Origin of the sequence: Paenibacillus apiarius, from assembly GCF_017052585.1 — a bacterium.
GTDB lineage: Bacteria > Bacillota > Bacilli > Paenibacillales > Paenibacillaceae > Paenibacillus_B > Paenibacillus_B apiarius.
Genome location: NZ_JAFFHZ010000001.1, coordinates 3,475,606 through 3,496,763, shown reverse-complemented (window position 1 = coordinate 3,496,763; position 21,158 = coordinate 3,475,606). Strand labels below are relative to the sequence as shown.

Genomic DNA, 21,158 nt, shown 5'->3' with positions numbered 1-21,158 from the left:
CCGGGGATATCCCCGGGTTTTGCTATGCCGTTACAGCGGGCGAGGTGACAACGATGGGCGGTGCCGCCGTTGGCTGGCATGATAGACCCCCTGTCAAAACAATGCTTGATTCATTCTCCCTATGAGTCAGGAGTACTGCATGCCGGAGATGCAGGAGGCCGGGAAATGTCTGGGAGCACCTTGCTGTATGATGCTGGAACCGCCTTGAATGCCATTAGCGCTTGATCGCAAAAACATTCCGGCACAGCTCTATATCACCGCTGCTCTTCCATTTATACTCCAGCTGCTGCAAAGCGCGGCACATTCGAATGATGGCCTTGCAGTCTGCGCGCCCGCTATGGACGGCCATCAGGAAGACATTCTTCAACGTGTCCGCCTTGCGCGCAATGTCCCGCAGCAAACGCGACCGTTCGCTTGCGCCCTCGACCGCTTCCACGAAAGCGGAAAATACATAGCGTGAACCCGCAATGAACTTGAAGGCGTGCGCATGACAATCGTACAGCTCCGTCAGGTCAGCGAATGGTCCGGGGCCGCCGCTCTCCGCGTATGCGCACACCTTATCATAGAAAGACAAATCATCCTCCAGCACGCTATTCCTATCGGCATACCTCTCCATAATCCGTTCTGCGTCTGCGGGTTCCGCCTGTTCCTGTTTCCAGAGGATGAACGCCTTCCTGTCTTCCTCCTTGATGTGCGGAACCTCGCACATTCTGCGTATATCCTCCTCCGACACCATCCCTTCGTACTCGGGATACGTGTCACGTACGCAATAGCCTGCGGGTATGCCCGGACGCTCCTCCGCAGCCCACCCGCGTATCCATATGGAATGCTCCGCTTCCGGGGTACCGAATACCCCTGGCTTCGCATATGGCACTTCCCCGCAGGCGATCCAGAGAAAGACGGCGCGAGCGGCATAATCCGTCTCCTTCAGGAGCGGTGCTATATCGTCATAGCACGTGTACGGCACGAGATCGAACGGAACTCCGACAAGCTCCAGCTCCGCCGGTTCAAGACATGGGGAAGCGTAAGACCACGGCATCGACTTTTTCACATATAAATGCTCGTAAATGTCACTCGTGCTCTCCCATGCATTGTAATAGAGCAGCTCGACTGGAACCCCCCAGTCCTGCAGCGCCAGGGACACTTGAATGTTCCGGCAGTCGAAAAAGCTGAGCTCATAGCGCAGTCTCTCTTCTGTTTTATTCATCATGCCGATCTCCTTCCTCCATATCCAAGTCCGCACCAGCTAGCTGCCGGCGCTGCTGTAACCCCGGGCGGCCCGCTTCCAGCACCATCTCACAAGCGCGAACAGCAAGACGGGCGCAGCAGCAGCCCAGATGATATCCCACATGGCGAGCTCATTCAAGACGAACTTCGGCGCATAGTTGCTAATGAGAAACACGGGAATGATGTACACGCCAATGCGCTGCAGCCATTGCGGAAAGATGTCGAGCGGCATATTGTTCGCATCCCAGATGGAATGCGAGATTTCCGTTACCGCACCGGTCTGCACGAAGCGAAAGGCCAGCAAGGCCGGCAGCAGCATAATCCCGTATGTGACGGCCAGCGCCGCCAGCAGCAAACCGGCAAAGCCTGCAATATTGCCGTTAAGCGGCAGTCCGGCGCGATGCCAGCCGACGGCGATCATCATCGCCCCGGCAAGCACATTCGGCACGGGCAAGCCAATGTCGACATAGCGCAGCGAGACGAGAAATTGCAGCGAGATTGGCTTCGTCATGAGCAGATCGAGCGTGCCGTCCCGGATATATTGCTGCAGCCGGATAAAATTAACGTAAAACAGTCCCATGTAGAGACCCGTCATCATCGTATAGGTGCCAATGAACAGCAGGATATGATCCGGAGTCAGCTTGCCGATATGCAGATCGGTCTGATATACGATAAGAATGTACAACGCCTTGGCGCATAAAAAAGCGATCTCGACCGCAATGCCCATCCAGAAGTTAAAGCGGTATTCCATGCCGGCAGCAAGGCAGTTTTTGACGAATACGCCATATAACCGCACATATTCGATCCCTGTTCCCAGTGCGGCGCGGCATTGTGCCAGCAATCCCAATCCGGTGCTCATCGAACGTCACCCTCCCAACCCGACGTACCGTTTCAAGCCAAGCCGCCACGCCAGATGCGCAGCTCCGGCCAGCAGCACGATCCAACCGCATTGGATGAGGATGCCTGTCAGCGCTTCGCCTTCGGCCAGCCGGCCGTTAAGCACATTGACCGGGAAATAAATCGTATATTTGAACGGCAGAAAATGGAACCATCCATTCAGCGTCTCACCAAACACTTCGAGCGGCACCATCCCTCCGCTTAACATTTGCACGACGAGTCCGGTAATGACGAAAAAGTACGAAATCTCCGCCAGCCGGAACGCCAGCGCGCATATGGCGTACGACAGCAAGAACTGCACCGCCGCCGCCAGCACAAGGGCTGCGGCGAACAGCCCGATCCGAACCGGAGACAACGACGCATGCCCATAGCGGATTGCGGTCAGCAGCACCGCCGTCACCAAGGCGATCAGCACGCCGTCGGACACGACACGGCTCCCCGCATAGGCGCACAGCCGATAGCCGAAATAGCTGACGGGGCGCACCAGATATGCGTTCAGTCCGCCGCTCTTAATATCCTCCGCAATCGTGTGCTCCAGTTGGGTCATGACGAACTTCGCCACGATGCCCGACAGAATGGTATACAGTATCATTTGGCCGTAATCGTATCCGTACAATACATCTTGGGCAGACGAGCGGTATACCGCTGTCCAGATTAGAGACTGAATGCCGACCGGGAACACAAGGCTGACAAGTCCGATGACGAACTGGAGCCTGTATTCGACCGATGCCTGCAGACCGATCTTGAACGCGGCGGCGTACTTGCCACTGCGTGCCTGCTCGACGCGCGCACCGCCATCTTCAGGCTGCAGGCTGCCAGGCCCGCCGCTATCCCTCTGACGTTTGCCGCGGCCTCGTTCCGGGTGCTTCCCCATCGTCTCCTTCTCCTTCATCCGCAGACTTCGCTTCATACAGCCGCTCGATCACTTCCTCCATGGGAACCTCCTCGACCGTCCAATCCTCGACAAGGTCGTGATCGAGCAACAGACGCGCCAGCGGCTTCACCTCATCCGACGCCACCTCCAGCTCGGCCGTCAAGCCGTCGTGGGTACGGACATCCGCCAACAGACGCACGAGCTCGTGCAGCTCTTCCGGCGCAATGAATGCGGCGAACCGCACCTTCATCCGCTTGCGGCGCCCGAACGACTCGCTCATCCGGGAGAGCTCCCCGTCATAAGCGATCCGCCCGTTATGAATAACGAGCGCCCGGGCGCAGACGTGCTCGATATCGCGCATGTAGTGACTCGTCAACAGGATGGTCGCGTTCTTTTCTTCCTTGTATGCTTTGAGGAATTGTCGCACGTTTTGCTGGGCGGCGAAGTCCAGCCCTAACGTCGGTTCGTCCAGAAACAGCAGCTTCGGCCGGTGGATGAGGGCAGCGATGATCTCCATCTTCATGCGCTCGCCGAGCGACAGACGGCGCACCTGCACGCCAAGCAGATGCTTCACGTCGAGCATGTCGGCCAGTTCATCCAGCGTTATCCGATACTCGCGGTCATCGATTCCATAGATGCATTTATTCAAATAAATCGATTCGTTCGCCGGCAGATCCCACCAGAGCTGGCTCTTCTGGCCCATGACGATCGCGAAGCGGCGCTTGAACTCCCGGCGGCGCTCCCACGGCACATAGCCGAGCACCCGCGCTTCCCCTTCCGACGGATGAAGGATGCCTGACAGCATCTTGAGCGTCGTCGTCTTGCCGGCTCCATTCGGCCCGATGAATCCGACCGCTTCGCCCTGGGCGATATCGAACGAAACATTGGCGACGGCATGGCGGTACAGCTGCTCGCGGCGGAACAAGCTCCGCAGCGAGTGTCTGAGGCCGCTCTGCTTGCGGTAATAGGCGAACGTCTTGCTCAAATCCCGCACCGTAATGGCGCTCATCGCAGCTTCCCCCTCCCGGCGCAGCGGCTAAGCCCCATTATTGTACAGCAGCACGCATTTCGAGCAGACGGGCGTCAAGCCGCAGGCCAGCGCTTCGCGCTGCCTGGTGTAGGCGTCGCCGTGAAATACGTCCTTCAAGCTGGCTTGGCGCAGGTCGGCGATCGTGAACTCGGGGAAAAACTTGCACGGATTCACCTTGCCGTTCGGCAGCACATCCATGCGCGTCGAGAGCGCCAGGCATTCCGTACGCCTCATGCCGGGGCGATCCGTCCCAAGCACGAAGCCGCGCACCTCGTCCGCCTCCAGCGCAGGCTGGAAGCGGATGCGGTTCTTCCAGACGCGCGAGCGCAGCTTCCCCATCTCGGCGAGCAGCGGCTCGACGTTCTCCGGCGACAAGTGGTACGTGAACGAATGCCAGCTCTTCTTGCCTGGATCCTGCGCCGCTTCGAGCCAGCCGAAGCGTTCGGCGAAATACGTGTCCATCCGCTCCGCAACTTCATTCGGGATATACCACGGAAAGACGAAGTAGACGGAATTGACCCCGACCGATTCGAAATATTCCATAAACTCGTACAGCCGGGTCACCATCGCGTCGTTAATCGTCAGGCTGACCGACACGTCCCCTTTGAATTCGCCCGCACGCTTCCGTTCCAGCAGCAGTTCGATGGCCGACATTACGGTGCGGAAGATGCCGCGGCCGCGAATCGCATCGTTCTCCGCTTCGAAGCCTTCCAGACTGGCAAGCAGGGTTACGCCTTCAGGCAGCTTCAGGAGCGACTCCAGCTTCTTTTCGACCAGCACCGCATTCGAGCAAATGGTGGAGATGCGCGGATCGGAGGCGAGCAGCTCGCACAGCTCATCGAGCTTGGAGTACATGAGCGGTTCTCCGCCCCACAAAAACATGCGTGAGCGATACGGCCTTGTCTCCGCGAAGATCTGCTCGATCAAGGAGAAATCAATCTCCCGCCGCGCCTCCTGACGCTCGAATTCATGATGGTACCCGTCCGGATTCCATTCGAAGCAGTGCTTGCAGCGTAAATTGCAGCCATTATTCAGCTTAATGCCGATATCTCGCGGCAGATCGAACGCGTAGGACGGCTCTTGCTTCAAGCCGCGGCTCGCGGCGCTCATGTTGTGCAGCGTCTGCTTCAAGGAACGGAACTCTGCCGGTGTCAATGTGGCGCTTGTCTTCGGTTGCGTCATGGATACATCCCCCCGTAATCAGATAATGAAAGCGCATGTCTTTTCAGATTGTCGTGAAGCTGGTTCAATATGCCGATAGCAAAGCCCGACCGAGCCCAACGATCATAGGCGATGCCGAAGCCGAGCCGCTCCCATAGCAAAGCGTTGGCGCGCTCATGGTCGCCGAACGGCTCAAGGTATACGAGGGGCGTCGCCGCCGAGAGCGAATCGACAAGCGTGCCGCCGCCCGGCTTGCTCACGATGGCGAGGCTGCGGCGAATGGCGCCATACAAACGCGGGCCATCCGTGCCCCGCTCGTAGACGGGCGGCTCGTTCGGCTTCCATTCCGCCGTCGGCGGGTAGGCGGCCTCATCGCGCAGCTCCGGTTCGTCCGACCACGGATGCCAATCCGGATCGGTCATGTAGATGCGGTCGCAGGGGCGCGCCCCGCCCGCTTCTTCCGGTTCATAGGCCACGAGGTCAAGCGCAAACCGCTCCTGCAGAGCGGTGATCGCGCTGCGATAGGTGCCGATGCCCCAGCCGCCGCCATGGACGACGATCCGTTCGTCCCGTTCGGCGTATGGCACGATCGGCTCATCCGACATCGCCAGCCGATATTGGAGGACGGGATGCTCCCCCTCCAGCCGGAACAGCCAATGGTGGCGGTAGCACTGATACGCATCGCGATAGGCCCGATATGACGGCGTGTCGATTGCATCGAGCCGGAGGAATTCCGCGCGTACGGGATCTGGGCGCATGCGCCGGACATATTGATCCAGAACGGGGAGCCAGAAGCCCGTCATGGCCAGAAACGTGCGCCGGCCCTCTGCCTGCCAGCGCTCGAGCAGCGCATCGACCGACTCCGTGTCGAATGCGTGCCTAATGTCGCGCGCGAGGCGGGTTCCCATCAAGGCTGCGCCGAAGCTGTTGTGGAACGCCTGCTTGGTGCGGACAAGCTTCCGCCGCGTCTCTTCCGGGAACAGGCGCTCCAGCACCTCGGCTTCCGCTGGAATGCCGCGCCGCCTGAGCCGCTCCTGCAGCCGAATGCCAGGCACATAAGCGCCGAGCGAGTTCCCTGACGTCAGTATCGTAACGGGTGAAGCGGATTGCATGAAAGACACCTTCTTACTCTTATTCAAGATGCGCTCTTGTTGAATTCTCAATAGAGCCGGAATCCGAGCTCTGATAACATATGATGAAGCTGCTTGCTTAAGGCTTCGCTTTCACGGAGGCTGTCTGCCACAAGCGATACATACCAGCGCCCGGACGTATTGCCGCCCGTCGGCGTGAACAGCGTATTGGCGGACAGCGGAACAATGCCTGTACGGTGCTCCGGCTTGAACAACAGCCCGGCCTGATCCAGCTGATCCAGCAGCCGTGCGAACATTTCCGCTGCCGCTGTGCGGACAATGTCTGCCGAACCGGATGCGATCACTGGTTCTGCTCGTTCCGCTCGGTGCAGCGCCCATTCCGGCAGTCCCAGCTGGAGACATGTTAAAAAGCTCTGCCGGCCGTCCCCTTCAAAATGAGTATCAAGACAATGATTCAGCATTCCCATCGAATGCCGGGCATTGATCTCTACGACGGGATACACGTCACCATTCTCCAGCAGCATCGAATCAACGCATACGGGACCGAAGTAACCTTCCTGATAGAGTCGGACAGCCAGCCGCTCCATCGCCGCGAAATACCCGGCTTCCGCCAGCCGCTCCGTCAGTTCGGCTTCCGCCGCGCGCGATCCAGCGTAATTAAGCTGACGGTTCACCATGCGCTGCACGCCGAGCAGCGTAATGCGCCCGTCCGCAGCGATAAATAGCTGGCAGGAGAAGTCTGCCTGCTTCGCAAGCCAAGGTTCAAGCAGCAGCATGACTCGCTTGCCGGCCTTCTGCTGCACGCGGAGATAGCTGGCCAGCCGCCCGAGGAGCGCAGAGGAATCGACGGCCAGATTACCGCTTCCCGACACGCCGTAAGGGTCCTTCATCACCAGCCTGCCGCTCTGCCGCAGCAGCTCCGTACCGATACGCTCCACTTCGGCGGCATCCACCGCAAGGCGTCCTTGCGGCTTCAATTCCAATTCTTCCGCTAGCCGAAGGGAATACGCCTTGGAGTTAACTTTGGCGACGACGTCCGCTGCAGGAATCATTCCGGCCAAGTTATAACGGCGCGCCAATTCAGCCGCGGAGGGGATAACCGCATAAGGCGCGCACGGAAGCTCCCGCAGCAGGTTGCGCCATTCCGCCTGTGCCGGATGTCCGGCAATCGCCTGAAAGATGTCATCCCGGCGGTCGGCTCCACGTGAAGCGGTCTTGCCTATGGATAGCGAGCGGAAACGGAACCCTATGTCCCGCAAATAAGCCTTATGGGCCTCATTCATCGCGTGCCGCGTCACCAGCACGCCGCCCTCGCCGCTGAGCGGAAACAACAGCTCGTCCATGAATCCGGCGGCGGAGTGCCTTTGCGCGGCCCGGATGGCAGGCAGCGCCGCCAGCTCAGCCGGACGCCAATACGCCTCGGCGTCGAACGTCCCGAGCGCGATGCGCGGCCCGTCATAGAGCGGCTTAGGCGCTGGCGATACTCCCGCTGCTTCCGGCAGCGGGTTACGCATGCAGCCCCACCTCGGCGCCCAATGCTTGCAGGAAGCCGAGGAACGCCCGCACCGACTGCAAATGCTCATAATCGAACCGTTCGAAATCCATCTGCACTTTAAATTGCTCCTCCACCTTCAGCATGAACTGAATAAGCTGGAGCGAATCCAAACCGACCTCCTCGATAAGGTTCGTCTTCGGGGTAAGCCGCAGCTCCCAAGAAGGGTCCTCCTTCGCTTCGCTCACCAAACGGGCCAACGTGTCGATTGCGTGCATCATATCACCACTCCTATTCTCTATGAGTCGGATATCGAACATCCTTAACCAACATATGACCGCATGATGAAAATATGACAATCTTCTTTCATGATATCGATATTATTTTTCAATAATTTTCATATGAGAGCATCATCAAGGCAGGCCCTGCCCGTCGCTTCCGTTCTCAGTCAGCTGAGCATTATATGCTATAATGGGGAACTATCTACAAGGAAAAGGAGGGTGAAAACGAGATGGATCAACCATTTCACTCGTTCTTCGAACAGATCGACGGGACGAGGCTGCTCATCGCCATCGGTATCCTGCTTCTGTTTCTGTTCTTTCGCAACTGGGTCGCCGGCTATCTGTTCCGCTTCATCGTTCGCATGGCGGACAAAACGCGAAGCACCAATATCGCCAGCTTCATGCATTCCTTCGAACAGCCGGTCCGCATGCTGCTTATTTTGGGAGGCGTGAACGCGGCCTTTCATTTCTACTTTCCCGATCAATGGCCCTATTGGCCGCTATTCAAACAGTTGAGCCGGAGTTCCTTCATTGCCATCGTCGGGTGGGGCTTATACAATTTTTCCGGACGCTCCTCCAACCTGTTTACCGGATTTACCACGCGCTTGGGAGTCGAGCAGTCGAGCATGCTGATCCCGTTTCTGTCGCGCATTCTGCGCATCGTTATCGTGGCCATAGCCATTACGATGATTTCCTCCGAATGGGGATACAGCATCAACGGCCTGGTGGCGGGACTCGGACTTGGCAGTCTGGCGGTCGCTATGGCGGCCAAGGATACGTTCAGCAATTTCATTGCCGGGGTCATCATCATAACGGAAAAGCCGTTCGCGCGGGGCGACTGGATCCAGACGTCTACCGTAGAAGGCGTGGTCGAGGACATCTCGTTCCGGAGCTCAAGAATCCGCACGTTCGCGGATACGCTCGTCATCGTCCCGAACGCTACGCTGGCCGACCAGGCGATTACGAATTTCAGCCGGATGGGCAAGCGCCGCATCACGTTTACGCTAGGCGTCGCGGTGGACACGGGGCGGGCAAGCCTGCTTCGTGCGGTAGAACGGATTCGGGAGCATATTACTGCCCATCCCGAGGTCGCTCCGGGAACGATTATGATTCGGTTCACCGAGTTTCATGCGGACCAGCTCGGCATTATGTGTTACTTTTTTACACAGTCGACGGTGTGGGCGGAGCATTTGCGTGTGCGGGAGGAAATTAACTTCGCGATTATGGACATTTTGGAGCAAGAAGGAGTCCGTCTCGCCATGCCGGCGCAGCGGGTATTTCTCGAAGCGAAGGAGCAGGAATTCTCAAAATCGTCCTTCAGCTGCGACTCTTGATTTATGCTCTCTGCTCTAAGGAGAGGGAGGGCTCTAAAAAAGTCCTTTTGTCCGCTATCCCCTTGATTCAGAAAAACGCGAACCCTATCGAATCACTTGGTAAGGCTCAATCGCTTTTCACAATGAACAAAAGAGCATTTCGACGGCTCTCGCCTTGCCTCACCTGAATAATGGGGAGAGTGAATCAAAAAGTTTTTCGACAGCTCATGCACGGCGCTGCATTCAGATACATTATACTTTTCCAAAAAAAGAAACGGCTATGCCGTACTTGGTACGACATGCCGTTTCCCTATAACATTAATGATTCATATGTGGTTATTGCTCATAAATTTGGTACATCGTTGTGTCATCGTCCGTGGCTCGGGCGATATGGCAAGCATCCCGAATGCTCTTTTTATGCTGGATGAGCTCATAGCAAAAGCGCAGGGCGAACATAAGCGCCGCATTGCCATCTGGATAGTCGTTCGGCCCGATATAGGTCTTGCAGCCACATTCCAGAAAGGCCTGAGCCAGCTCGGCATTTCCCAGATCGCAACCGTTAGCCAATATGGTCCGGCCATCCAGGTTCGCAAAACGCCGAATCTCGGCAGGGCCAAAGTCATCCCGCGGTTCCCCCTCTTCATAGACCGATTCTCCCAGCTCCGGCATGACGAACTTCCCCTCGTCGCCATGGAAATTGAGGATAATCAGATCCGTGCCGGGGTAGATGTCTTCGCCAGACAACACCGACATAAAATCACTCGGTCTCCCGACCCAATACATAAACACTCGCGCGCCAAAATATTCCAACGCAGCGCGTATCGCTTGCGTATCCATATCACAATCTGGACCGCATACCAAAGCAACATTCATTTCAGGCTTACTCATTTTTTTCATCCTCCATATGCATATAGGCGTTATTTTGATTCAATCATGGTCTAATTGCCTGTCATATGGAGGCGGTCGGGCCCGCCACGGAATAAAGCCGCGTTACAATATAGTTATTTTCATAGCTGTATACTCCTCTCCATATCTATCAAAAATCATTGTTAATACTATACCATCCTGCAAAAAAATTTCCAAATATTAAAATATTATTAAAATTCCCTTACCAAACGTATCGATTTTCAACCGATAAGCAGACCTATATTTCCAAATTGCTCCCCCTGCTTCATGCGATGGAAGGCTTGCACCGTGTCTTGCAAAGGATACATCCGGTCAATAATTGGTTTAAGCGCATGCTGCTCCATAAAATCAAGCATTTGCTGAAATTCTTCAAGACTTCCCATTGATGTGCCTATAATACTGAGTTGAGGAAAAAAGAGCGCGCGCAAAGGGAGTTCAATCCGATCGCCTGAGCTGGCGCCAAAGCTTACAATCCGGCCATTGGGCTTCAGCACATCCAAATAGTTGGAAAAGGTCGCGGGCCCGATGCTGTCGAGAATAAGGTCTGCTTTCTCGCCGTGCAGGCCTTCGTTCCAATCGCCGTGACTATCGAAGGCGCTATCGGCTCCATATGTGCGCGCCGCTTCTCTCTTCTGTTCGCTGCGAGACGTCACCGTTACTGTGGCCCCTGCCGCTTTGGCCATCATCATCGCATAAGTGGCCACGCCGCTCCCAATGCCAGGTATGATGATGTGTTCGCCTTTCTTTAACCGGCCTTTCGTGAACAAGGCCCGATAAGCGGTCAATGCGGCTAAGGGCAGCACTCCCGCTTCCGCCCATGATAGGCAGGCCGGTTTTTCCACCGCATTTTTAGCAGGAATAATGACCGATTCGGCAAATGTGCCATCCGCGGGACTGCCCAAAATTTGCAGATTGTGCGGCACATCATCAACCGCTTCCCAGTTCAGGCTCGGGTGAATAATCACCTCTTGGTTTACGGTCAAGTCCGCAACGCCTTCTCCAACAGCTTCGATAACACCGGCTCCGTCGGAACCCAGAATCAAGGGCTGATCATTTTCCGTTCTAGCCCTCATAATAAACAGATCACGATGGTTCAGCCCTGCTGCTTTCAATCTCACCTTCACTTCCCCATAACCGGGGCTTTTAGACGATACGTCCTTATATTGCAGTCCCTCTATGCCGCTCTTGCCCACATGCACGATCGCTTTCACGATGTTCCCTCCCATGTTTCATATCTTTTTATTTGTGATTTGCATTTGATTTTACACAGAGGTTATCATCAAGTAAAATGAACAAAATCGAATGCGGATATCAGTAAAAACAATACCAAGAAAGGAACATGGAGATGGAAAGCGGAGATCTGAGAATATTTCAAGCCGTTGCGCGCGAAGGGAGCATTACAAAAGCCGCTCAAGCCTTGAATTATGTGCAGTCCAATGTCACAAACCGTGTGCAGCAGTTAGAAGCGGAGTTAGAGATACAGCTATTTTATCGCACCAACCGCGGCATGAAGTTAACCGCCTCCGGGCAAAACTTATTGGAGTATGCGGATAAAATTTTATATTTGCTGGACGAGGCCGTAAAATCAACGCAACATGCGGAACATCCGGCAGGCCCGCTGCGGCTGGGAGCGCTGGAAACGACGTCAGCCATTCATCTTCCCCAACTGATGGCGGGATACCATAAGAAATTTCCCGAGGTCAAGCTGTCGCTCATTACGGGCGACACGCACGCTTTGTTGCAGAAGGTGCTCCATTATGAACTGGACGGCGCTTTCATATACGGGCCGCTGGCCCATCCTGATATTGAACAGTTTACCGCGTTCGAGGAGGAATTGGTGTTGGTTTCCGAACCGTGCGAATCCAATCTGAAGGAGCTGCTGGCCAGACCTTTGCTTTTCTTTGGCGCAGGCTGCTCTCATCGGGCAAGGACGGAACGCTTGCTGCTGGAAGAAGGCATCACCCCCAATCATATTATGGAGTTCGGCACGTTGGAGTCGATATTAGGGGGAGTATCCGCCGGATTGGGAGTTTCCTTATTGCCCAAATCGCTTGTTGCCGGCCGTGAAAGCACAGGAGAGATTTGTTCTTACCGCTTGCCGGAGCCCTATCGGGAGGTCAATGTTTTATTCGTGTACCGGCGGGATTTGTTCATGACGAATGCCTTTCGAACATTTATTGATTTTATGAAAGCCCCCGGGTCTAGCACATAGGTTGATAGCAGACCGATAGCTGATCGAAAAAAATTAGACTGATAAAAGAGCGGCAGTTAAGCTATCCTCCTGTTATCAGTCTATTATTCACCCAAAAAGGGAATACGTTGCCCACAACAAAGTATACAATCCCATTTCTAATGCTGTCTTGCTTCCACTAACCTCGCGTTTTTTTAATCCTTATCACCTGGCTCTGCGGGATGGAAGCATCGTGGTACACGACGAATGTCTTGTCGAAATGCTGCAAGTAGTCCGCATTCTGCGACTTCGGCGAAAGAATGATCATCTTCCGGGCAAGCTCCTGCTCGTACAGTTCGAACACTCTGGCCTTGCGGCTCTCGTCTAGGGCGCTGTCGAATTCGTCGAGGACGATATAGCCGGGGTTCGTCTCAATCGTCTTCAATAGCGCGAGTGCGAACAATAGCGAGCTTAGTGATTCTTCGCCGCCAGAGACGCCTTTGCCTACTTTGTTTCCGCGTCCTTTCAAGCTGACTTCTTCCAAAGGTCCACGATGTCCTTGCTTGCGTGCCCGGACATTCAAGAAGTATTTAATCTCTCCATGCTTAGATTCTTGGTGATGCCAATCGACCTCGCCAGCGAAGCCGAACATGTCCATATAGGCAATGAATTTGGCATTGACGCGATGCACTTGATATTTTATGGAGCTGAACAGCTTGTCTTCTAAGTCTTGAAGCTGCTCTTCCAACTGGTTCATGAGTATTTTTGAATTTTGCACATCCTGAGCGCCGCGTTCGTATGCTTCCAATGTCCGCTCATAGTTTTCAATCGCATACTCATTTACCTGCTCACTGCAAGCAACCTGCAATTGAATAAGAGCCTGTTCGCGTTCAGAGCGCCAAGCGGTATCGGTTTTAGGTTCTACATCGTCCTCTGTTACAGCTTGCTCCACTTCCAGATCGTCCCACAAAAATGAAAGCCGTCCATGCCATTGCTGCATTTCCAACTCCATTTTTGCCCAGTTCTGCTGGCTGACATCCCGCTCTTCCGCGCGACTGCGATGCTGGCGCACTGCCTGTTCTATCGAGCCTTCGGTATCCTGGAGCGAGCTGCGTTTCTCCCGCAGCCTGCGCTTGCAGCTTTCGATCGAGGTATCAAGACGTTCCAACCGGTTCCCAATGTCTCTTCCTGCGCGGGTTAACTCTGCTTCTTCCTGCTCTAATTCATCCAGCTCCCGTCCTAACTGTTGAAGCCGCTCAATCTGCTCCCGCTCATGATCGTATTGTTCATAGATTTCTGCGTATTGTTGCAGCTGCCGGCATTGATGATCAAATGCTGCTTGCCTGCCGTTCAATTCCGCCATCCCCGTATCCACAGCGCTTCGGCGTTCCTTGCATACATCGCGTTCGGCAACATATTGCGCCAGTTGCTTCGCTCTGAGCTCCCGTTCGGCGGAATCGGCCAGGAAGGTCTCCGCCTGCTGCACCTGCAGCAGCACGGAACGAAATAACGCCAGTTGCTCCTTGACCCGATCCCACTCACTCTCTTTATTCTCATACGCAAGCAGTTGCTTCGCTATATTCTCTTGCAGCTTCTGCAAGCGGATCCGTACTCCTTTCGTATTGAGCAGCCATTGTTGCGTTTCCTGAGGGCCTCGACGCGCATACCGTTCAACGAGCACCCCCTCCTGCAGCTTCGTATCGCTCACCCCTTGCGTTAATTCATGCAGCCACCACAGCGCCTTCATCGCAGCCGCATACATTTCGTCGCTTAATCCGTTCTTCACTTGAATGCCGTACCCTTCGAGACGTTCCAGCGAGCGTTCCGGCACGACAGAAGGCAGCTCGATATGAATCAGGTCGTTGGGCGGCACAAACAATTTACTCTCGACAAATACGCTGTATTTAACCGCTTCCAGCTTAAATTCCTGGTTCAGGGGAGCTTGCTCGTCCATTTCCAGCAGCTGCTGCATTGTATATACATGTATCCCTATCTGCTTAAAGGCGCGAATGGACTGCTCTTGTCGCTTCGATAGCACCTGTTCCGCTTGCAACGAAGACGCTTCCTGCTTAAGCTGCTCCATATGCTGAGCCATCAGCCGCGTCTCGTCTTGCAGCATGAGATATTGAGCGTCCAAGCTTTCAATCTGCAGTTGAACGAAATGGCTGTCGCCGAACTCCCGCAGCACATCCCGCGATTTCTTCTCGCCTTCCCGATCCTGTTCAATACGTGCCGACAAGCCGCCGATTTCTTCTTGCAGCTTATCCAATCTCTGCTGCAGAGAATCACGTTCCTCGTTCAATTGCCGGATGTCAGACTGAATCCGCTCTGACTGGTTCCGGGTATCCGCCAACAGCAACTTCACTTCCTCTGCCGTATGCGCTATCATCTTGACTTGGTCGGCCAGCTCTCGTAATCGCTCATTAAGTTCCCTCTGCTCCCGCTCGCGCTCTTCAATGTCTGACTTCAACTGTATAAGCCGCAGCTCTGTCGTCTGCAGCTTCAGAGCCCATTCCTGCTTCTCCGTCTGCCGATCCGCCTGCTCCGATTCCAGCCGTTCCATATCCACGAGCAGCAGCGCCTTGCGATCGCGGAGCTCCACGATATCGATAGCCAGCTGTTCCATCTGGCCTTCCAATGCGCACTGTTCTTGTTGATAACGGCCCATGAGCACCGTAGAGGCATGCGCGAATACTTGCAAGCTCTCCAGCCTTCTCTGATTGCGATCCAGCAACCGATTGCGTTCCTTCTGCCATTGGTCCAGTTCAAACTTATGATGGAACTGGTTATGCTCCGCCTCTTGCAGCGATTTGGCTCCCTCCTGCAATTGCTCCTTGGCGGCTTCCCAGTTGCGCTGTGATCGGTCGATTTGCGTCATCTCGCTGAAGATACGGAATCTTTCTTCCGGTCTCATCGTAGCGAACTGATTCACATCCTGCTGGTACCAGATGAGATAGAAAGAATCAGGATCGACGACATACTTGTGCTGCAGCTGATACCGATATTCCCGCAAGCTGTTCACACTGTCCCCCGACGTAAATCGGGCTTCCCGCTCCCATTCCCCTTGCAGATCCCCTTCGCGAATCCAATATTCTTTTTTGAGAGGGTCGCCAGGCTTCTGTTCCAGATACAAGGAGAACTGAATAAAGCTCGCTGCATCAATCGGCTGTGGACCGACATTAGCGAATGTGAGTTGGATTTTGGCATGCCATGCTTCATTCGGTTGAATATTTTTCGAGCGCAAGCCCTCCAATTCCACTTTTGCCGATCCAAGCACCGCTCCCAGGCAGAACGTCAGCGTGGATTTGCCCGATCCATTGGGCCCCGTAATGAGAATATGTTCCATGATGCCTGACAAATCCAAGCGTGTCGCCGGATAGTCTCGCACTCCGGAAATGCTGAGTTCCCAAGGAATCATAACGTATCGGCGCCTCCCAGATTGTATCGTTTGAAAAATTTGAGCACTTCGTCCATATGCAGCTGCTGCGACTGGCTGAATTCAGCGAAACGCTTCAAGTACGAGTTGCCGAACATCCGGCTTCCGATAGCCGTTAGCTCGTATGCCTCTTCTTCGGACACGCTCTCGAACTTCGTTATTGCCCCGATACGAATGAGCGCGCTAAGATTGACTTGCATTTTCCGGCGAATATCCAATGTCTCATGCCCGAACGCCTCGAGCAGTTGGGTGAACAGCGTGAATTCATTCTGCAATACGTCTTGATGATAAAAGATAAACATTAACAATGCCAAGCTCTCCGCAGACAACATATCCTTCGCCTGCCGCGCTGGCACGCGCATCAGCACGATTGTCTGATCCCGCCGTTCATCGTATACGAGCTGAAAATATCGCGTCACCGACTGGTTGACGCGCTCGATAAACTGATGAAAAGCTTCGACGTCTTCCGGCTTCAACTGCAATAGTCGCATTACCTCGCGGCGCGGCAGCCCGAAGTTGTCATTCCGCACAGTCGCCGAGGAGGAGAATAGTATCTGCATGAACGCATGCTCTTCGTCCGGATTCAGCACCGCCGCCAGTTGAGCCATCGCGGATAATGGCCGGTGGTTGTCCACATAGCTGTCATTCACTTCGGGTTGTTCGAATAACATATTGCCTGTCTGATTCATCAGCCCACTCCCACTCCTTCTTCTGCGTCATTTGTTCTGCGTCACGTCCATCTTCTTCATCGGCGTCACGCGACATCACGGCATGCCGGTTCGATACGACCGCCGATACAGCCAGCAAGGCATTGATCGCATCCGCCCATTGCTCCGAGCCCGCTTCCAGCACAAGCGGCTCAATCCCGACCTGCCGCTTCTCGGCCAATACTCGCTCCACGTCTTCCGTGCGAATCATCGCCTTCGTCAGTTGCCACTCAATATCGTCCAGATGCGTCTTCAATTCAGCCTCCGTCCACTCCTTCGCATCCTCGAAGGTTCCTTCATCGTACTCATTCATCGGCTCTGTGGACGGCGTGTAATTTTCTAAATACCGGATCGCGGACATGACTTGCGATTCTGGTATCGGCGACGCAAATTTGACCGGCACCCACAGTCCATCCAGCCGCTCGCCTTCATCGCGATTTTGTTCCATAAAGCTTAAAATTTCCGTACCACTCGGCAAGGCTGACTCCGGCCTTTTATGGAATGAATCGATCACATATTGCTTGAAGGCTTTCGGGTCAATTTGGACGCCAACCTCTGTCTGCTGGATATGAGCGAATTTCAATATTTTCTGCAAAGTAGACAGGCTGATTTGCGTCCCTTCGAGCATGACGTCGGTCCCTTTTTTGAACAACCGATTCCATTGCAAGCCTTCTTCAAACGTTTTCAGCTTATCCATCCGTTCATTGACGCGTTGATCCAATTGCCTCATCAGTTCGACAATGATCTGAACTTGGGGAAGAGCATGCCGATCTGCCAAAAATTCCAGCTGCCGCTCCTTCAGCTTGTCCACCGCTTCCTCCACATTACGAATCATGCTGGCCAGACGGTTGCCGCCCGAAATGCCTTTGTCGTCGTATGCTTCGCTCAAATCGGCATCCCGTGACGCCTGAAATAGCGATCTCGCAATTTCATCCCGCATATAATACGCCAATGAGTCGTTCGCAAGACGAATCAGGGTATCCATGAGGCGTTTGCCCACATCCATCATCAAAATGCGCCGCTTCGTGCGCACGATCCAGTTGTACTTTTCCAATATATTCAACAAACGTTCGACCGACAGCGGGGGTTCTATCCCATAACGGTTCCGGTAGCGGTAATAAAGAGCATTGGCATCTTCAAGCGGCTGTTCAAGACCGAGCGCTTCTTCATGAATTAAGTTGAGTAATTGCAGCATATGCAGCACTTTCAACGGCTCTTCAAAATATTCGCGCAGTTCATTCAACACACCTGACAGCTTAATGATGTCGCGAAGCGATTCTTTCAGCAGGGGCGCATCATGATCGATATCAAATATCGAGATTAACCGATGATCCAACTCTTCCACAGCTCCACCCCTCCAAGCAATTCCTCTTGTTCCATTAGCCTCTCGTTGTTTAGCACATCCTGCAGTTCCCGTTCATAATCCTCCCATGCTTTAAAAGCTTCCACCCGCTGCGTCAACGGATGCGAAAGAATCCATTTTACCGGAATTTGGGAATGAATCCGAAGAAGCTCTCGCACATGTGCGGATATAATCCCGCCTGCGCGATCCGTGTCGCACCAGACAAGCACCTGAACAATGGAGGACGAGCTTGTCATGACATCCTTGATGAGCTTGCGATGTCCGCTTCGCACCTGACCATCCAGTCCAATAACCAAGCTGTCCGTATCAGACAGAAAAGCCGGTTCCGCACACATTCGGGTCAATAGCGCACGATTTTCCACAAGCCATACATTCCGGCAGGACGTGGAAAATGTCATATCAAACAGGGTTAAATCGGTGGTCGCATGTATAAATCCTTGAGGATATGAAACGCCCAAGTTGCTCTGCATTTTACCCGCAAACAGGATCGGCGTCACGGCACCGAGACTGACTAGGCCTATACAATGGAGCGGAAGCTCCAGATCGCTTTCTAGCTTGTTCAGAAAGTCATCCTTGTCACTATCGAATGCTTTCGAGCCGCCTATGTGGCCATAGTAAGCCGCTCCGATCTGCTTCCAATCAAAGGCAGGCTGCTCCGTTCGCGCCATGGCGACCGCAAGCACGAATTCCATGTATCTTCTTAGCTTGCCATCTCTCCAACGGACGCCAAAAGCCTCCGCAACTAAGGTCATAGAATGCAGCTTCCGTGCATCGGAAAGAGCAGCATGCAATCTTTGGATGTACGCCTGCAGGCTTGCCAAAACTTCATCATGACACACCTGATTCTGTCCGCTTCCTTCTTTTATTCCTGCCAGCTTGCTCAAGAGAAATTCGGATTGGCCAATCCAGATCTCAATCTGCTCAAGCATCGTCGCTTGCTCTAGCTGCTCTAGTTGTTGACGGATATGGTAGAGAGCTAGTCCCATCACATAGAACACCCGCTTCGCCGTCTTTCCGTCGGCATAATACTCTGTCTTTCGGTAGATCAAGCCCTCTTCCAGCAAATCATTCAACCGTTCCTGATCAATGCTCGAAGCAGAGGCTAGCAGGTCCCGCTCGTTTTTTTTCACATGGGTGCTATGAAATATCGCCAGCAGCGGCTGAATGCGCCCGTGTTCCACCGAGTCCAGTGGTTTGTCCGGAATAATTCCCGTAAACATGCCCACCCGTTTATACGTCCTTGCCGAATGCTTCATCACATCGATGTCGAACGAGCTGTCGGTTTGCCGTACAAGTTGAAGCTCTTCGCTTTTCTTGACATAGTGATTATTAATAAATGCGATCATTTGAGATAGCTGAGTCGATGCATCGTTCATTATAACCGCCCGTCCATTTTGGTAAGTGTTATTACGGTCATTGTAACATATGCATCAAAAGAGGTCGCTAAAGATGCTCTCCTGTTACTCACAGCGGCACAAAGCAGAAGACCTGAATGGCAAGTTGATGCCACATAATCAACCATAGCACGTCAATAAGGCAATTTCATGAATTCACCACAAAACTAAGAGGTATTTTTCCTTTTTTACCGTATATATACATATAGTTGTGATCATATCCAGACAATACAGACGGAAAAGGAATGAGACGGGTGACACGCGCGCTTTACATGAAATTGATGGTGGTGAGCTGTACGTTGGCGCTCTTGGGCGCATGTGCTCCGGCACGCAAGCCAAGTGATGCGCCAGAGCCTTCAACCGGATCACGCTCCCCTGACAAGGAAAAAGAGCCCGTAATCGGGACTGTTCCACAAAGCTAGACGCATCTTGGTGACATCTGGCCGGGAAACCCAAACTTCAATGGACGGAATCATACGGCGGAGTTCAGGGTTTCTCGACAGATCGCATCGCTGGCAGCGGCGAGTTCCGTATTTCTCGAAAAAAATGTTGACAGACTCGGCTGTATTCATTACATTAAATGCATGAGCATGCATATATAGTGATCATTCGAACATTTTGTTCAGCATATATGATCATGCCAAATACAGTTAGCATATGAAGAGGAGATAAGTCATGAAGGATTTATTTACCCCCTACGAAATGATGGATCTGAAACTGAAAAACCGTGTAGTTATGCCTCCGATGTGTCAATATTCAGTCACCGACAAAGATGGGATCGCTACGGATTGGCATTATATGCATTATGTGAGCCGGGCTATCGGTGGAGCCGGGTTAATTATTATTGAAATGACCGATGTTGAGCCTGATGGCCGCATTTCTGATTTTGATCTTGGGATCTGGTCCGATGAACAAATTCCTGCATTAGCTAGAATCGTTGAGGGTTGTCATGCTTATGGCGCCAAGGTGGGCATTCAAATTGCTCACGCAGGACGCAAGGCCGAAGATGCGGCGGTTCCTGTAGCGCCATCGGCAATTCCGTTTGACGCTGAGTCTAAAACGCCGAGAGAACTAACGACTGCAGAAGTAAAAGCAATGATCGAGAAATTCCGTCAAGGCGTAGCGCGAGCTGTCAAAGCGGGAGTTGATGTTATTGAGCTTCACGGTGCGCACGGTTATCTCATTCATCAGTTTCATTCACCTTTAACCAATCACAGAACGGATGAGTATGGACAAGATTTAACTCGGTTCGGTCGGGAAGTCATTCGCGCTGCCAAAAGCGAAATGCCGGCAGGGATGCCTCTAATTCTGCGTATTTCTGCCAAGGAATATGTGGAGGGCGGATACGGAATTAACGAGAGTCTGGAGTTCAGCCAGGCCTATAAAGAAGCGGGAGCAGATATTTTCCATGTTAGTACAGGCGGTGAAGGGCCTATTGGGGTTGGACCCATCGCCACTAGCGAAAAACCGGGTTCCCATGCAGCTTATCAAGTGCCGTTAGCCAGAGCAATCAAGCAGAGCCTGGATGTTCCGGTTATAGCGGTTGGAAGGTTGGATGAACCGGCGCTTGCCGATACGGTAATAGGCAATGGAGAGGCTGACCTTGTTGCGGTAGGACGGGGGATGTTGAGAAATCCTTACTGGGCGTTGGAGGCTGCCGTTCAACTTAATAAAGAGGCAGATATTCCTAAACAATATAAATTTGGATTTCCTAGAACGAAAAAATAAAGACTACATATGATGATTCCTTTTAGGAGACCAGCAGAATTAGCTTGAGCTGGTCTCTTTTTTACACCCAACCGGTGTTGAGCTGGCA

17 protein-coding genes are annotated in these 21,158 nt (G+C 53.6%); 3 read left to right on the top strand and 14 right to left on the bottom strand.

From position 1 onward, the window contains the following. Window positions 1-214 precede the first annotated feature (214 nt). From JSQ80_RS15655 to JSQ80_RS15620, 8 genes are read right to left on the bottom strand one after another with little or no spacing between them, the layout of a single operon-like run. A complete protein-coding gene (locus tag JSQ80_RS15655; RefSeq protein ID WP_240463681.1) occupies window positions 215-1,210 on the bottom strand; it encodes a hypothetical protein in 996 nt (331 codons plus the stop codon). Window positions 1,211-1,246: 36 nt separating this feature from the next. After that, complete coding sequence (locus JSQ80_RS15650) at window positions 1,247-2,086, bottom strand: ABC transporter permease (RefSeq protein ID WP_206095952.1); 840 nt, start codon at window positions 2,084-2,086, stop codon at window positions 1,247-1,249. Between the two features lie 6 nt (window positions 2,087-2,092). Next, window positions 2,093-2,998 carry an ABC transporter permease gene (locus tag JSQ80_RS15645; RefSeq protein ID WP_206095951.1) on the bottom strand — a complete coding sequence of 302 codons (906 nt, stop codon included), beginning with the start codon at window positions 2,996-2,998 and terminating at the stop codon, window positions 2,093-2,095. Continuing rightward, window positions 2,952-4,007: an ABC transporter ATP-binding protein gene (locus JSQ80_RS15640; protein ID WP_206095950.1), complete on the bottom strand. Its 1,056-nt coding sequence runs from the start codon at window positions 4,005-4,007 to the stop codon at window positions 2,952-2,954. The genes JSQ80_RS15645 and JSQ80_RS15640 overlap by 47 nt, the downstream gene beginning before the upstream one ends. 27 nt (window positions 4,008-4,034) lie before the next feature. Beyond that, complete coding sequence (locus tag JSQ80_RS15635) at window positions 4,035-5,210, bottom strand: radical SAM protein (protein ID WP_087434614.1); 1,176 nt, start codon at window positions 5,208-5,210, stop codon at window positions 4,035-4,037. Beyond that, complete coding sequence (locus JSQ80_RS15630; RefSeq protein ID WP_206095949.1) at window positions 5,207-6,301, bottom strand: hypothetical protein; 1,095 nt, start codon at window positions 6,299-6,301, stop codon at window positions 5,207-5,209. The genes JSQ80_RS15635 and JSQ80_RS15630 overlap by 4 nt, the downstream gene beginning before the upstream one ends. Window positions 6,302-6,348: 47 nt before the next feature. Then, window positions 6,349-7,794: a peptide ligase PGM1-related protein gene (locus tag JSQ80_RS15625; protein WP_206095947.1), complete on the bottom strand. Its 1,446-nt coding sequence runs from the start codon at window positions 7,792-7,794 to the stop codon at window positions 6,349-6,351. Then, the gene (locus JSQ80_RS15620) at window positions 7,787-8,053 is read right to left on the bottom strand and encodes an acyl carrier protein (RefSeq protein WP_240463680.1); all 267 of its coding nucleotides are present in this window, start codon (window positions 8,051-8,053) and stop codon (window positions 7,787-7,789) included. The genes JSQ80_RS15625 and JSQ80_RS15620 overlap by 8 nt, the downstream gene beginning before the upstream one ends. A gap of 230 nt (window positions 8,054-8,283) precedes the next feature. On the opposite strand from JSQ80_RS15620, the gene JSQ80_RS15615 reads away from it, so the two are divergent. Then, window positions 8,284-9,387, top strand: a complete 1,104-nt coding sequence (locus JSQ80_RS15615; protein ID WP_206095946.1) for a mechanosensitive ion channel family protein — start codon at window positions 8,284-8,286, stop codon at window positions 9,385-9,387. 315 nt (window positions 9,388-9,702) lie between these two features. On the opposite strand, the gene JSQ80_RS15610 is transcribed toward JSQ80_RS15615, so the two are convergent. Further along, complete coding sequence (locus tag JSQ80_RS15610; RefSeq protein WP_206095945.1) at window positions 9,703-10,254, bottom strand: delta-aminolevulinic acid dehydratase; 552 nt, start codon at window positions 10,252-10,254, stop codon at window positions 9,703-9,705. A 239-nt stretch (window positions 10,255-10,493) separates the two neighbouring features. After that, the gene (locus tag JSQ80_RS15605) at window positions 10,494-11,483 is read right to left on the bottom strand and encodes a zinc-binding dehydrogenase (protein ID WP_206095944.1); all 990 of its coding nucleotides are present in this window, start codon (window positions 11,481-11,483) and stop codon (window positions 10,494-10,496) included. A gap of 134 nt (window positions 11,484-11,617) precedes the next feature. On the opposite strand from JSQ80_RS15605, the gene JSQ80_RS15600 reads away from it, so the two are divergent. Next, a complete protein-coding gene (locus JSQ80_RS15600; protein ID WP_206095943.1) occupies window positions 11,618-12,484 on the top strand; it encodes a LysR family transcriptional regulator in 867 nt (288 codons plus the stop codon). A gap of 157 nt (window positions 12,485-12,641) precedes the next feature. On the opposite strand, the gene JSQ80_RS15595 is transcribed toward JSQ80_RS15600, so the two are convergent. From JSQ80_RS15595 to JSQ80_RS15580, 4 genes are read right to left on the bottom strand one after another with little or no spacing between them, the layout of a single operon-like run. Further along, window positions 12,642-15,860, bottom strand: a complete 3,219-nt coding sequence (locus tag JSQ80_RS15595; protein WP_206095941.1) for an AAA family ATPase — start codon at window positions 15,858-15,860, stop codon at window positions 12,642-12,644. Next, entirely contained in the window at window positions 15,857-16,567 is a 711-nt protein-coding gene (locus tag JSQ80_RS15590; protein ID WP_206095940.1) for a hypothetical protein, read from the bottom strand. Before JSQ80_RS15590 ends, JSQ80_RS15595 begins: the two co-directional genes overlap by 4 nt. After that, window positions 16,521-17,930 carry a hypothetical protein gene (locus JSQ80_RS15585; protein ID WP_206095939.1) on the bottom strand — a complete coding sequence of 470 codons (1,410 nt, stop codon included), beginning with the start codon at window positions 17,928-17,930 and terminating at the stop codon, window positions 16,521-16,523. Before JSQ80_RS15585 ends, JSQ80_RS15590 begins: the two co-directional genes overlap by 47 nt. Then, window positions 17,906-19,324: a Toprim sub domain-containing protein gene (locus tag JSQ80_RS15580; RefSeq protein ID WP_240463678.1), complete on the bottom strand. Its 1,419-nt coding sequence runs from the start codon at window positions 19,322-19,324 to the stop codon at window positions 17,906-17,908. Before JSQ80_RS15580 ends, JSQ80_RS15585 begins: the two co-directional genes overlap by 25 nt. A gap of 693 nt (window positions 19,325-20,017) precedes the next feature. On the opposite strand from JSQ80_RS15580, the gene JSQ80_RS15575 reads away from it, so the two are divergent. Further along, on the top strand, window positions 20,018-21,070 hold the full coding sequence (locus tag JSQ80_RS15575) for an NADH:flavin oxidoreductase/NADH oxidase (RefSeq protein WP_206095938.1): 1,053 nt from the start codon (window positions 20,018-20,020) through the stop codon (window positions 21,068-21,070). Window positions 21,071-21,158 lie beyond the last annotated feature (88 nt).

Bases quoted from the DNA above. Each gene is read 5' to 3' on its own strand.
- JSQ80_RS15625 (WP_206095947.1), bottom strand. From the start codon at position 7,794: ATGCGTAACCCGCTGCCGGAAGCAGCGGGAGTATCGCCAGCGCCTAAG.
- JSQ80_RS15640 (WP_206095950.1), bottom strand. From the start codon at position 4,007: ATGAGCGCCATTACGGTGCGGGATTTGAGCAAGACGTTCGCCTATTAC.
- JSQ80_RS15580 (WP_240463678.1), bottom strand. From the start codon at position 19,324: ATGAACGATGCATCGACTCAGCTATCTCAAATGATCGCATTTATTAAT.
- JSQ80_RS15600 (WP_206095943.1), top strand. From the start codon at position 11,618: ATGGAAAGCGGAGATCTGAGAATATTTCAAGCCGTTGCGCGCGAAGGG.
- JSQ80_RS15650 (WP_206095952.1), bottom strand. From the start codon at position 2,086: ATGAGCACCGGATTGGGATTGCTGGCACAATGCCGCGCCGCACTGGGA.
- JSQ80_RS15630 (WP_206095949.1), bottom strand. From the start codon at position 6,301: ATGCAATCCGCTTCACCCGTTACGATACTGACGTCAGGGAACTCGCTC.
- JSQ80_RS15590 (WP_206095940.1), bottom strand. From the start codon at position 16,567: ATGAATCAGACAGGCAATATGTTATTCGAACAACCCGAAGTGAATGAC.
- JSQ80_RS15655 (WP_240463681.1), bottom strand. From the start codon at position 1,210: ATGATGAATAAAACAGAAGAGAGACTGCGCTATGAGCTCAGCTTTTTC.
- JSQ80_RS15610 (WP_206095945.1), bottom strand. From the start codon at position 10,254: ATGAGTAAGCCTGAAATGAATGTTGCTTTGGTATGCGGTCCAGATTGT.
- JSQ80_RS15620 (WP_240463680.1), bottom strand. From the start codon at position 8,053: ATGATGCACGCAATCGACACGTTGGCCCGTTTGGTGAGCGAAGCGAAG.
- JSQ80_RS15635 (WP_087434614.1), bottom strand. From the start codon at position 5,210: ATGACGCAACCGAAGACAAGCGCCACATTGACACCGGCAGAGTTCCGT.
- JSQ80_RS15645 (WP_206095951.1), bottom strand. From the start codon at position 2,998: ATGGGGAAGCACCCGGAACGAGGCCGCGGCAAACGTCAGAGGGATAGC.
- JSQ80_RS15595 (WP_206095941.1), bottom strand. From the start codon at position 15,860: ATGATTCCTTGGGAACTCAGCATTTCCGGAGTGCGAGACTATCCGGCG.
- JSQ80_RS15575 (WP_206095938.1), top strand. From the start codon at position 20,018: ATGAAGGATTTATTTACCCCCTACGAAATGATGGATCTGAAACTGAAA.
- JSQ80_RS15615 (WP_206095946.1), top strand. From the start codon at position 8,284: ATGGATCAACCATTTCACTCGTTCTTCGAACAGATCGACGGGACGAGG.